9 protein-coding genes are annotated in these 13,185 nt (G+C 64.0%); 3 read left to right on the top strand and 6 right to left on the bottom strand.

All coding sequences use genetic code 11. The annotated features are described in order from the left end of the window. Positions 1-346: 346 nt before the first annotated feature. Entirely contained in the window at positions 347-3,568 is a 3,222-nt protein-coding gene (locus tag ACIA8E_RS40730; protein ID WP_399306977.1) for a Tn3 family transposase, read from the top strand. A gap of 302 nt (positions 3,569-3,870) precedes the next feature. Here the strand turns inward: ACIA8E_RS40730 and ACIA8E_RS40725 are convergent, their stop codons facing one another. Next, complete coding sequence (locus ACIA8E_RS40725) at positions 3,871-4,605, bottom strand: dienelactone hydrolase family protein (protein WP_399306974.1); 735 nt, start codon at positions 4,603-4,605, stop codon at positions 3,871-3,873. 428 nt (positions 4,606-5,033) lie between these two features. Between ACIA8E_RS40725 and ACIA8E_RS40720 the strand changes: the two genes are divergently transcribed. Next, positions 5,034-6,101, top strand: coding sequence for a tyrosine-type recombinase/integrase (locus ACIA8E_RS40720; protein ID WP_399306971.1), 1,068 nt, complete (start codon positions 5,034-5,036; stop codon positions 6,099-6,101). 451 nt (positions 6,102-6,552) lie between these two features. On the opposite strand, the gene ACIA8E_RS40715 is transcribed toward ACIA8E_RS40720, so the two are convergent. Then, positions 6,553-9,633, bottom strand: a complete 3,081-nt coding sequence (locus tag ACIA8E_RS40715; RefSeq protein ID WP_399306969.1) for a lantibiotic dehydratase — start codon at positions 9,631-9,633, stop codon at positions 6,553-6,555. 185 nt (positions 9,634-9,818) lie between these two features. Then, entirely contained in the window at positions 9,819-9,977 is a 159-nt protein-coding gene (locus tag ACIA8E_RS40710) for a hypothetical protein (RefSeq protein WP_399306966.1), read from the bottom strand. 529 nt (positions 9,978-10,506) lie between these two features. On the opposite strand from ACIA8E_RS40710, the gene ACIA8E_RS40705 reads away from it, so the two are divergent. Continuing rightward, complete coding sequence (locus ACIA8E_RS40705) at positions 10,507-11,061, top strand: class I SAM-dependent methyltransferase (RefSeq protein WP_399306980.1); 555 nt, start codon at positions 10,507-10,509, stop codon at positions 11,059-11,061. Here the strand turns inward: ACIA8E_RS40705 and ACIA8E_RS40700 are convergent. The 3 genes from ACIA8E_RS40700 to ACIA8E_RS40690 form a co-directional block, all read right to left on the bottom strand. Next, the gene (locus ACIA8E_RS40700) at positions 11,025-11,897 is read right to left on the bottom strand and encodes an IS30 family transposase (RefSeq protein ID WP_399306964.1); all 873 of its coding nucleotides are present in this window, start codon (positions 11,895-11,897) and stop codon (positions 11,025-11,027) included. The two genes, ACIA8E_RS40705 and ACIA8E_RS40700, sit on opposite strands and share 37 nt — an antisense overlap. Next, positions 11,894-12,139 carry a DUF2283 domain-containing protein gene (locus ACIA8E_RS40695; protein WP_399306961.1) on the bottom strand — a complete coding sequence of 82 codons (246 nt, stop codon included), beginning with the start codon at positions 12,137-12,139 and terminating at the stop codon, positions 11,894-11,896. The genes ACIA8E_RS40700 and ACIA8E_RS40695 overlap by 4 nt, the downstream gene beginning before the upstream one ends. A gap of 68 nt (positions 12,140-12,207) precedes the next feature. Then, positions 12,208-12,972 (bottom strand): transposase family protein, encoded by a 765-nt coding sequence (locus tag ACIA8E_RS40690; protein ID WP_399306958.1) that lies wholly within the window; start codon positions 12,970-12,972, stop codon positions 12,208-12,210. Positions 12,973-13,185: the final 213 nt, after the last annotated feature.

The following is a 13,185-nucleotide window of genomic DNA, read 5'->3' as shown; positions in this document are numbered from 1 at the left end:
ACCCGCCGAGTACGAGACCAACTACTACACGGAACTCACAAAACCCCAGGCCACAACCACAATCTGAGATCTCTACCGAACCCGGGGCGGTTCAGTCGACGCACCCGTTCTGGTCGACGCTCGACAGTGGTGTGGTGGGGGCGCGGATGGCGCTCAAGCACGCCCACGAAACCGCCGGGGACGAGGCGGCGTAGCCGTGTCCAGCTCCATATCCGGGGTGTGACCGAGATACGCGCCAAAGGGGCAACGAGATGATCTTGAAGCCCTGAGCCCCGTCGCCCGTCACCCATTCGGCTCAGTGTCGTTGGTGGTGATGTTGAGCGTCGTCTGGGGCCTGGGGTGGGTTGTGACATCGATTGAACGGACCGCGTATCCGCGGTTCAAGCGGCTGATCACCGCGCATGAGCTGCATCTGTTCTTCTCGCCGACTCGCGATGAGCTGGAGTGGGCGGCCGATGCCACGGACTGCGATGAGCATCTGTTGGCCTTGCTGCTGATGCTGAAGTCGTACCGGCGTATGGGGTGTTTCCCCGCGCTGGAGGACGTCCCGGAGATGGTGGTGGACTTCGTGCGGCGGGCGGTGGAGCTGCCGGAGGGCACGCTGCCGGTGTACCGGGCGGAGCGGACCGCCAAGCACCACCGTGGCCTGGTCCGCAAGCAGGCCGGCGTGACCTACGACCAGGCGAAGGCCCGGGGGATCGTCGAGCAGTCGATCCGCAAGGAAGCCGCGGCGAAGAACCGCCCGGCAGATCTGATCAACATCGCGCTGGAGAAGGTGGTGGAGGCCGGGCTGGAGCTGCCGGGGTTCTCCACCTTCGACAAGATGGCCTCGAAAATCCGCACCGAGGTGAACGCCTCGATCCGCGCGGGTATCCACGACCGCATGAGCGCCGCTCAGCGGGCGGGGCTCATGCGGCTGCTGGAGGAGCGCGACAGCGACGGGACGACGCTGTTCAACCGGCTGAAGAAGCCCGCACAGGGCCCGACCTGGTCACACTTCAAGAACCTGACCAAGCGACTGGAATGGCTGGACGAGCTCGGCGACACCGATGTGTGGATGGACGGAGTCGCCGCGGGGAAGATCACCGACTTCGCCGGAGAGGCGGACGCGGCGGATGCCTCGGAGCTGCGGGACTTCGTCCCTGTCAAACGCATCGCGCTGGTCGCGGCCCTCACGCACAAGGCGCGGATGCGGGTGCGGGACGACCTGGCGACGATGTTCTGCAAGCGCGTGGCGGCGAAGATCAAGAAGGCCAAGGCGGAGCTGGAGGAGATCCGGCTCGCCGAGCGGGAGATCGTCGAGGCCCTGATCGGGAACTACCGCACGGTGCTCAAGCACATCGACGAGGGCGGCCCGGCCCAGGAGGCGTTGGAGAAGGCCGCGGCCATGACCGCCGAGGTCCGCCAGGCCCTTCAGGGTCTGGACGAGGAGGCGTCGGTGGACGAGGTCGCGACGCGGCTGGAGGGCAGGGTCTCCCCGGCTGTCCTCGCCCTGGTGAAGGCCCAGGTGGTGCAGGCCGGCGGGTTCGGCGCGGTCACCCGCGCGGTGGACGGCTTCGGTGGATTCGCGAAGCAGTACGAGCAGATCGAGAAGGTCTCTGCCCACCACGGCAACTTCTGGGAAGTACTGCTGTATGGGCAGATCGGCCGGGACCGGGCGGTGATGTTCGATCTGGCCGACAACGACAAGCTGGAGTTCACCGCGACCAGCGAGGACAGCCGGGTGCTGGACGCACTCGCGCACGCCCGGCGGCACCAGGCGGCCCGCGGCGAGTACATCACCGCCTTCAACGAGGAGGGCAAGGAGGTCGACCTCTCCTTCGCCACCCAGAACTGGCGCAAGGCCGTGGTCGACAAGACCCGGACCGGGCAGTTCGTCCGCAAGCACTTCGAGGCGATGGTCTTCACTGCCCTCGCCGAGGAACTGCGCACCGGCGACGTCGCGGTGGTCGGCTCGGAGGAGTACGCCGACTGGTCCGAGCAGCTGCTGGACTGGGAGGCCGTCCAGGAGACGCTGGGGTCCTACCTGGTGGAGGTCGGCCTGTGCGAGGCGGGCGAGAGCGCCGAGTTCGACGCGAAGTTCTTCCGCCGGCAGCTGGAGGACAAGCTGCGCAGCGCCGCCGCGGCGGCGGACGCCGGGTACCCGGAGAACGATGGCCTGGTCATCGATCCGGAGACGGGCATCCCTGCGCTGAAGGCGTTCCGGGCTGACGGCCAGCGGCCCTCGGCGAAGCGGCTGGAGCAGGAGATCAAGGCGAGGATGCCGGAGCGTTCCCTGATGGGGATCGTGGCCCGGACCGCGTACTGGGTGGAGTGGTGGCGCCGCTTCGGCCCGCCGTCCGGCAACGAGCCCAAGCTCACCGACCCCTTGGGCCGCTACGTGATCGTCACGTTCGTCAAGGGCACCAACATGGGCCCGTACGAGGCCGCCCGGCACATTCCCGGCGTGAGCGGGCACGAGCTGTCGTACGTCGCCAACAAGCATTTCTCGATCGTGCTGCTGAACGAGGCGATCTCCGACCTGGTGAACGCGCACGCCCGCCTGGACATCTCGCAGGCGTGGGGCGACGGGACCGCCGTGGCGGCGGACGGCACCCACATGGACACGTATCTCGACAACCTGCTCTCCGAGACGAGCATCCGGTACGGCAAGCCGGGCGGCATCGCCTACCACCACGTCTCGGACACCTACATCGCATTGTTCACGCACTTCATCCCGTGCGGGGTGTGGGAGGCCGTCTACATCATCGAGGGCCTGCTGAAGAACACCAGCGAGGTGCAGCCGACCACCGTGCACGCGGATACCCAAGGCCAGAGCTTCCCTGTCTTTGCGCTCGCCCACCTCCTGGGCTTCGACTTGATGCCCAGGATCAGGAACTGGAAGGAACTGACCTTCTACCGGCCCTCCAAGCAGACGGAGTACGTGCACATCGACGCCCTGTTCGGCGAGCCGGGCAAGAACGTCATCGACTTCGACCTGATCGAGTCCCAGTTCCGCCACCTGATGCGCGTGGCCGTCTCCGTACGCGAGGGCACCATCTCCTCCTCCACGCTGCTCAAGCGCCTGCGCTCGGGCTCGCGGAAGAACGCCACCTATGCCGCCTTCCGCGAAGTCGGCCGCGTGATCCGCACCGTGCAGCTGCTGCGCTACCTCTCCGACGCGCCGCTGCGCCGGCGTGTGACGGCGGCGACCAACAAGGTGGAGTCGTTCAACCGGTTCTCCCAGTGGATCGGCTTCGGCAACCGCGGCGTCATCGCCGACAACGACCCCATCGAGCAGGAGAAGGCGATGAAGTTCAACGCGCTGCTCACGAACGCGGTGATCTTCCACAACGCCCTGGACATCGCGGAGATCGTGCGGCAACTGCTGGAGGAGGGGTGGGAGATCGACCCGGAAGACCTGGCGCACATCTCGCCGTACCTGACCGAACACATCAACCGGTTCGGTGAGTACAGCACCCACGAACTCGGCATCCAGCCCGACGCGTACGACCCGAAACTCGACGTCGACTTCACCCCGCTGCGCGAGCAGGACCTGACCGCCGCCGGCCTCGGTCAGGCTGCCTGACCGACCGCGAGTTGTCTCTTCTCAGTGAAGCCAGTCGCCACAGATGCCGCTGACCTGGGTGGACTTGATTGGCTGAGACAGCCGTCGCGTCCTGGGATGCCCCGCTCACCGGGGACGCCCCGGCGGCGACGGCGAGCCGTTGCGCCGCGCCGGCCGAAAGCTCCCGGACGAAGTCGGCCGGCCCGCCCGGCCATCCAGCGTTCGGTGGCCGGGCGGGCCGGCCATGCCGACATCGGTGCGGCCCGCCGGGCCGTCTGTTGGTCGCAGCCGTGTACTTCAGGTTTGGTTTCCGATCCGGAACCTCAGCTGTTGGCCAGTGCGCGGTCGAGAAGGGGGAGCAGGCGGTCCCAGTGGTGCTGCAGTCCGGCGGGGTTGAAGGCGTCGGTGTCGGACATGGTGAACCCGTGGACGGTTCCGGGGTAGATCTCGGAGGTGTAGTCGACCTTCGCGGCGTCCAGTGCCCGGTTGAGCTCGCCCAGGGCCTTGGGTGTCAGGTCGCTTTCGGCGTGGCCGAAGTGGACCTGGGCGGTGATCTCGGCGAGGGTGTCGGGCCCGTCCGCGCCCACGGGGCCGTGGAATGCGGCGACGGCGGCCACCTGGCCGGGGTGGGCCGCTGCGGTGCGCATCGCCAGGAGGCCGCCTATGCAGTAGCCGGTCACCGCGACCGGCCCGGCGGTGACCGCGGGCTGGGTGGTGAGGAACCTGAGGTAGGCGTCGGCGTCACTCAGTACGCGTTCGGCGGTGTGCGCCTCGATCAACGGCATCAGCTGCTCGATGAGCGCGGGCCGGACCTCTTCTCCGATGTGCTCGGGAAGGTCGATCAGCGGTGCCGGGCCGTGCCGGTAGAAGAGGTTGGGGACGAGTACGTAGTACCCGTGCCCGGCCAGTTCGCGGGCCATCTCCCGCAGTACGGGCCGGATGCCGAAGGCGTCCGCGTACATCAGCACACCTGGGTGCTGCTCGCCGTTGTCGGGGAAGGCGGCGAAGGCGTCGGCCTGACCGTCCGTGGTGGGAATCTGCAGCGTCTTGATGGGCATGAATTCTCCTGTCGTGGTTGATGTGTAGAGCCTGTGATCAACACGACGGAGGCGGAGCTCGCGCAGCAGCGCAAGATCCTCGATCGAACAGCGGGCCCGCACCGGCCCGTACGGCGCTCAGAAGAGCGCCGGGTCACCAATCCGTGTGTGGCGCAATGCCGTCCCGGTAGTCATGGCCGCAGAGCATAGCCCACCGGGCAAAAGCCGACGCCGGCACCCCAGTTCACAGCGCGGTCCAGCCACGACTCGAAGCCGACATGCTGCCCGGAAGAGGGTCGGGTGGCGCGTTCCGATGCCTGCCGCAGTAAATGCCGGATTTACTGCGGCGGAGCCCCTACCGTGATCACCGCGACCTGCGGCGGGGCAATCCGGCCGCCGGGGCGAGGTGTACGCATTTACTGCGGCAGTTCCGGAAGGGCGGGGCGGGCATGACGATCGAACCAGTGACCGAACTCGGAGGCTGGGGCGCGTTGCGGTTGCCGCGCGCCCGCGTCGTACCTCTGTCCGCCCCTCCGGCCATGTACATCGCGGCGGTCGAGCGGTACCTCACCGGTGCGGGCATCGCGAAGTCGTCCGCGCGGATCTACCGGATCTCGCTGACGACGTGGGGGTGGATGTTCGCCGGCGAACCGGCGCCGACCGGGCCCGCCCGCCGGGGCGCGAAGCCGCCGCTCTACCCGATCGCCGCGATCGACGACCCGGTACTGCCGGAGGTGCTGGCCGAGCTGGCGGCGGCGCGGGCGGACGAGATGGACGCCGACACCGTCAACCGGGAGCTGTCCATCGCGCGCAAGGCGATCGGCTGGTGGCAGCGCCAGGGCTGGATCGAAGGCGATCCGACGATCGGCATCGAGCGGCGGCCGGCGCCGCCCGACCGCACCAAGGCCCTGGCGGAGAACCAGATCGCCGCCCTGTGGCGCCTGGACGTCGCCCTGCGGGAGAAGACGCAGTGGAAGATGCTCTACGAGTCCGCCGCACGGGCCGATGAGGTGCTGTGCCTGAACGTGGAAGACCTGTACCCGCAGGACAAACGCGGGAAGACCACCGCCAAGGGCGGGGCGACGGAGTGGATTCACTGGCAGTCCGGCACTGCCCAGCTCCTGCCCCGCCTCATCGGCCGCCGCACCCGCGGCCCGCTGTTCCTCACCGACCGCAAGGCCCCGGCCGGAACGCCGACGCTCGACGTGTGCCCGGAGACCGGCCGGGCCCGGCTCTCCTACCGCCGGGCCGAAGAGATCTTCGAGGAGAACACCCGGCTGCTGGCCAACCCGCTCGCCTCACCCGAAGACATCGAGGACTTGGACGGGTGGACGCTCCACCGGCTACGTCACAGTGCCCTGACACACGACGCCGAGGACGGCACCTCCACCCCGATGCTGCTGGCCCGCTCCCGCCACGCCTCCGTCCGCTCCCTGGAGCGGTACGCCCGCCCCGGCGTCGACGCGGTCGCCCGGCACGTCGCCGAACGCGACCCCGCTGCACGTCGCCGCACATAAATCCGAGCGGATCAGGGCTTCAAGATCATCCCGTTGCCCCTTTGGCGCGTATCTCGGTCACACCCCTATCCGACCTGGACAAGAACCGGGCGCTGGCCGAATGGCTGGAGTACTCGCTGCGCCAAACCCGCAACCGGATCCGGGAGCTTGAGATCCAGGAGCAGCAGGAGCAACGGCGTCAGGAACGGGCACGGGCCGAGCAGTCCTGGAAGATCCAGCCGAAGCGGACCGGCGACACCGCGATGCTGCACCGCGGCGGGTGCACCCTGAGCTCGGACATGGAATTTATCAACGATCATCGCTCTGGCCGAGCCCGACATCGAAGCCTGCCAGATCTGCCATCCGGAGACAGGACTGACGGAGTACGGCCCTCAGTCGACCGAGTGACCCGGCGCCGGCGGGCGCTCCCGCCAGGGTCGCGGTGACAGTCCGGACGGACTGTCCCGGGAGCTCATCTGATCACCGATTGGCGGTTACCTTGGTGGGTTTGCGCGATGCCGCGGCAGGCAGCTAGTACATTGAGTTCGGATTCCCGATTGATTCCCACCAGACGGTTATGATGCATATGCAGGACGCTGTGAGTGATACCGTCTAGTTGATCCCAAGTACCTGTGACCCTTGGCCCGATTGCGGCATAAAGTCTCTCTCCGTACTGGCTCAGAGTTTCCGCGAGTTCGTTACGAGTTGGAAGTGCGTGCTCCGCACCCGCGCTCATGTGGATGCCGATTTCCTTCATGATGCCATTGCGTTGGGACCTGAAAATCGCGTGCCGCTCCTCGTCTTTGGTTATTGTTCGGAGCAGCCACTCGATGGGGTCGACTGGCGTACGAGAAAATATGTCATGTACGATTCCATATGAATTGGTAACGGCGCTCCGCCACAGCGCTTGCTGGGTTCGTGATAGCACGGCGATTGCATGGTCACTGTCCGCGTTGAATATCGTGTGCACGAGTGGCATGAGGTCCTGGCCCCCGTACCGTTCGTACTCCGGCTCGTAGCTTGCCATCTCAAGACGCCGAGCAATTCCGCTGTCGATCAACTCGGCTGCCCACGTGTGCAATTGGCTCAGTATCGGGCCATGGAGTAGACTTGGTTCGCCATGGAATCGTATTCTGAGATGCGGCTCGGGATCCCGGTAGCGCATGAAGAACCAGTGCTTCATGCCTGCCGGTAGACTGGAAATGAATTTTTCGAAATGCCTACTGAGTAGATCCTGCTGCCGGTTTGAGTAGAGTTTTATATACAGCCAGGAACCACCTGGCAGGTGGAGTCGACCGGGTGCCGTGACTTTGTAGAGGTCAGTGTAAATGAACGATCTCGGCTGTCGGGACGGATTTGTCTTGAGGGAGACGACGATTTCTGCGCCTAGCGTGCCACTTCCTGACCATCCGGCAGTGTTCCCCCAGACGGCCTGCATCTGCCGAGCCCGGTCTTCTGTGAGAGTGATGGACTTGTCGACACTGGCAGCATCGATCTCGGCTCGAAGTAGATATCGGTGCCACCTGCGTCCCAAATCCAGTCGTAGCTGCTGGTCATGGTCCCCGAATTTGACGAGATCCGGGACGGACCATTTGGCGCGCCAGCGATCGAGAGCTTTTTGCCAGTCCGCCCATGGCAGGGACCGGTCGCGTAGTTGCGGGTCGACACAACGCCAGGTCGCAGGAGCCAGGACGACCCGTCCGTATTTGACGCGGGGCAGCGCCGGTAGGGATGCGAGTGATCCCCAGCTCCAAGGACGCCAAGGTTGCTGTCCCGATATCGATATTTCCTGGAGGAATCGAGCGATGTTGGGCGCGAGGTGTTCCGGGTTGAGCATCGAATGTATGTGGATATCCACCTCGGCGTTGCGACTACGGGAGTAGAGTCGTAGTCGCGCTTCATCCGCGGAGACACAGAGGTCATCCAAGGGGATGTCTCCAGGTCGGTCACCGTTCATGGCGCCTACGATGACGCGATGCGGCATCCAGCGAGGATGGGTACCAGCCACGTTGCGCAGCCTGGCAAGTCTGGGACTGTAAGAAAAGTGGGCCGGGAGCGCGTCTGCTCTAGGTTGGGCGACCACCTCCGTCATGAACTCAGAACCGCCGAGGAAGTCGGCGAACCGACCGAAGGCGGCACCTGGGGTATGACCACCGGGCCAGGGCGAGAGCACCAGTTCGAAATCTCCGCCGTCGACCGCTTTGGCGTCACGGGCGAGCAGCTCGGCGAAGATGTCGAGGCCTCGAGGGGGCTGGACGGCCAGCTGCTCCTCGGGTGATCCGGCTAGGCCTGCTACGTACACGTCGTTCAGAACCAGTTCCTCGCCCGCGCGGAGCGCAGACAAGGCGGCCTCTGCCAGTAGTGCCTCACGCCCAGGATCAGCGACTGTCCGAGATGTGTCGGCAAGTTCGCTGGGCGGCATGCGGTAGCCGGCAGGAGCGCCGATTCCGCGTTCTGGGTCGAGCAGTTCAGTAAGAGAAACCGTGCGATGGTATCCGTAGCGCTCTACGAACCGGTCATGGTAGTCCGCAAGGGGCGCGGCTCTGGAATGCCGCGGGGCTATGCGCCAGAGCACCTCTGCGGCTGCGGCCAGCTCCCCGGCCACTGCGTTGTTTACCGTCCCTTGCACGTCGAGAAGCACGTTCGTGGTCACTGGCAGAGGCGTCCGGGAACTAGAACGGAGGTCAGACCGGGCAGATGCTGTCGTTGCGCGGAGGGGCCGGCGAGGGGCACTCAGCATGGCTGGTACGGCGTTCCACTCGCGTGCTTCGGGCGCTATCGCCAGCACATGGCCGAGCGGATCAGGATGATCGGCGGGCGGTCTGAGTTCGGTCACCAGCAGATCCAGCTTGACCAGTTGTTCAAGAAGCCGAGCGGTAGTCTCTTTGGGAACAGAGGGGAAACTGGCTTCCAGCGCGGCCAACACCTCCTTGAACGGTGTAGGTTTCGCTGCAACTTGCATCGCTAGCCGCACTGCCGACGTGGCGCGCAGGGATCGTTCCACCAGCAAAGCTCCGTCGTCGGCGTCCGTCGGCAACAGCACGAGTCGGTCACCATGGAACGTCGCGAGGTTGTTAGCCTGGACACGCAGTCGCGCACAAATGTGCGTGCGCCTTTCCAGTTTTCGAACGACGTCAATGAGCCAGCGCTGATCTGGTCGGACGATCCGTGTGTGCTGGTCACCGAAGGTGGTGTCGGTCGAATGGCCGAACGCCACGCGCCCCACACCGGCCATGAGGGCGAAGGGCGTGGATCGACCGGCAGCACGCAACTGGTATCGAGTGAGACTCAGAGCGGCGCGGCGCACTTCTCCCGGCTTCATGCGCGGACCCTCGACGGCGCGGCGAAGGGAACGCATGAGATCCGGACTTGAGATTCCGATTGCCTCGTCCAACAGGGGGTCGCGGGGACGCACTAGGAATTCACGAAGGGCATCTACCGGGAACGGCTCGTCGTCGGCATACGAGTATGGATCGACGACGATATCATCCCATCGATGCAAGGGAGCACGCAAGAGTGCGACAGCACCGTATGTGAACAGAGGACCGGCCACGTCATCGACTTTCTGGAAAACGGATGGTTAGCTCAACCTGCAAAATGTGAAAATAATTTGACTGCTCGTTAAAGCATTTTGGGTGATCGACAGAGGTATCGCCCAATGTTGCAGCGGTGCTGCGCAAATCATGAGATGCACAGCACCGCTATGAAACTGACGGCCCGCCACCATTCAGGAGAGCATTACTCGGCGTTGCTCCACGTGGGGCTGGTGTACCAGGTCGGGCTGGTGTACCAGGTGGGGCTTGTGTAGCGCCCCGCCTTGCGCTTCGCAGGCTTCTCCTCAAACGCGGTCTCCGCGACATCCAGGTCGAACAGTTCTGAGAACACGTCGTCGCTCATTTAATCTCACCTTTCAGATATAACTGATCTGGCCACTCCAGTTACTTTCTCCCCGGAGCATTGCTGTTATCAACGGTAAGGCGATGTAAACGCGCCGTCTCCCTTTCTGCCCGTAAGGGCAGGAAGGGGCTCCCTGGCAGCCCTATCAAAACGCCCATGAAAGGAGAAATCTGCGCGCGAGCTCTGCAATCAGTGGCTTGTGCTGTGGAGGACGTCTGGCATGCCACGTGCCACGAGCAGAAAAAGACTGAGGGGCGGCTTGTCTGTAAATATCGAGACAGGGGCTACTTTAAGAGCTGTCTCTATAGCGTCTGGCTCTCCTCAGTTGTTGGCTAGACTTTAAAATCCATTGGTTTGGAGTGCAAAGTTGGAACCGCAGATTTTCGAGCAAGCGTTGGCTGGAGATCCAGATGCGCCTTTCTTGCTTGAGATAAAAGACAGCAGGCTATCGTTCCTTCCACAGCCCTTGGGTTGGTGGCTTCGGAAGGAGGGTTCCTCTTCTACTGTTGACGTCGGCGTCCTCGACTGGGTGCGAGAGGGTTTTGTACTGGACATCGGATGCTGCACCGGGAGGCATTTGGAAATGCTTGCGGAAAGGGGAATTCAGGGTTTGGGCATAGATATTTCGCCACTTGCTCTAAAATTGGCACTGGGGGCAGGCGTGAATTGCGAAATGGCTGACATTAATACGTATGTGTCCCCGCGGGCAGTAGATACAATTCTTACCTTGGGCGGAAATGGTGGAATAATTGGCACAATTGACAAGCTGCCGGCCTTTCTCCAGCGTTTGGCTTCCTGGCTCACGCCGGATGGGTCAATTATCTTTACTAGTACCGACTGGTGCAGAATAGATCCCGGACTACTTGATAGCGCAACGGCACGGACTGAGCGACGGTACCCCGGGGATTGGCAGATAAGATTCCACCTGGGTGATCGTATCGGGCCGTGGTTTCCTTGGGCTGTTTTCGATCGAAAAAGCCTGGAAAAGGCATGCGAAACCGCAGGTCTGCGAATATTTAAATATAAGAGCTGGTCGGGCGGCGTCTATTACGCTGCTCTGCTGCGAAAGGTGGACCCATCGTGACTTGCGTCGCGATGGCTGGTACGTTGGGCAAAAGGCCATGATAGCGAAAGTGGCGTTGTAGGCGCTTCGAGGGGAGTCTTGTCGCCCAGGACGAGGCGGGGCCGGTGGTTGAGTTGGTGTGCGACCCTTTGCAGGTCCTGCTCGGTGTGAACGGACAGGTCTGTGCCCTTGGGAAAGTACTGACGGAGCAGTCCGTTTGTGTTTTCGTTCGTGCCGCGCTGCCATGGCGAGTGCGGGTCGCAGAAGTAGATCCGAAAGCCTGTGAGGGCCTCGATGTCCTCATGCAGTGTCAGTTCGCGTCCCTGATCCCAGGTGAGGGTCTTTCGGAGCTGGGCAGGGATGCGGGCGGTCTGCGTGGCGATCGCGTTGCGGACCTGAGGCGCTTTCCATCCGTCCGGCAAGTGGATGAGCTGGACGTAGCGGGTGGACCGCTCCTTGTCCGCCCCAATAATGAGGTCGACCTCCCAATGGCCAGTGGTTTTGCGGTCGTTGACCTCGACGGGCCGCTGATGGATCAGCTTCATGTTCTTGATTTTGTTCAGGGTAGGGACGCCGCGGCGTTGGCGTTTGCGTCGCGTGCGTCCGGTGCGGAGCTTGCCCGTCCGGCAGCCGAGGTAGCCGGCGAACAGGGCACGGTAGATCGTCTCCGGACAGACTCGCATCGTCGGCTCGGCGGTGTATTCGCGGGCCAGGTGTCGGGATATCTGCTGAGGTGACCACTTCTCGGTGAGCCTTTCACGCACGAGGGCACGCAAGGGCTCGCTGTTGCTGATTGAGCTCTTTCCAACCTGAGAGCGCGGCGGGGTGGCCGCGACTGCCTTGTTCCACTGTGTCATCCACCTTCGACGTCCAAGCACTCCGCTGACTGGAGCAGGTACTGGGGCAGTTTTGAACTGGCCGCCAAGACCTCGATACCGATGAGGCGGCCCTGGTCGTCGAAGTCGAGGTTGATCATGCCGTCGACGTCCACCGGATCGCAGGGATACATGCGTGCGGAGTTCACGCGGACCTGTGGGTCGGTGAAGTGCACATACGCCGCGTCTACAGTCTTGTCGTAGGTGACCCTCACGTCTGCCACGGTGAACTGGCTCCCTTGGTGTCGTTGATGACGGCTCTGTCCTTGCCCATTCCTGCGCTTCGCCGACCTCATGCCGTTACGGCGAGCTGCAATGCCAGGACAGCCTTGACGATGTCGGTGATGCGAGTGGTGCTGCAACGGAGTTTGCGCAGGAGGCGCCAGTTCTTGAGCGTGGCGTTGGCCTGCTCGCCAACGGCTCGGATCTTGGCGTGGGAGGAGTTCACCGCGCGCTTTCCAGCCGGGAGCGTGCTCCAGCGGCCACGGTAGGGCACGCGGATGGTGCCGCTGGCTCCCTGGTGTCCCTTGTCGGCCCAGGTGCGAATGCCGGCTCCGGTGAGTGCGTCGATGATGCTGTGGGTGCGGGCGGCCTTGATGTCGTGGACGGCGCCTGGCAGGGCTGGCGAGGCCCAGAGCAGCTGCCCGAACGGGTCCGCAATTACCTGGACATTCATGCCGTGGCGCTTGTGCTTGCCGGAGTAGTAGGGGCGGTCTGCGGCGATGCGGTCGATGGACAGCAGGGTGCCGTCAAGGATGACGAACGCCTTGGTCTTCGCGGTACGCACGGCGTCGGCGAGGGTGGGTGCAAGCGCGGCCAGGATGTCTACGGCCTCGCGGACGTAGCGGTAGACCGTAGCAATGCCGACCTGGAAGGCCACGGCGAGTTGGGCGTAGGTGTCTCCGCAGCGCAGGTGCGCGAGGGCGAGCAGGGCCTGGCGGCCAGCTGTGAGCCGGCGCCAGCGGCTGCCTATGCGCTTGCGGTGGGCCGAGAGATGACGGGTCAGATACAGCAGGATCGAACTGGACAGATCAATCGCGGATGGGTAGACAAGCACTCGAAGCTCCTGGCGCGGACGGGCGATCTTAGTCGTGAACCCGTCTACCAGGAGCTTCATTGCTTCGTACAGTGCGCGCCCACCCCCACCTGTTGCCCCATCAGGTTGGAAGAGGCTCATTATCTCGTCCTTGGGGCGCTGCCTGCGCAGCAGAGCCTGGTTGTGAGCCCATCACGGCTGATAGTGGCCGTTCGTTTTGCTGCCTCGTTTGAT

This window comes from Streptomyces sp. NPDC051664, from assembly GCF_044453545.1.
In the GTDB taxonomy this organism is placed as follows: Bacteria; Actinomycetota; Actinomycetes; order Streptomycetales; family Streptomycetaceae; genus Streptomyces.
The sequence above is the reverse complement of the archived record's forward strand: the minus strand, read 5'-3'. Positions and strand labels throughout refer to the sequence as shown.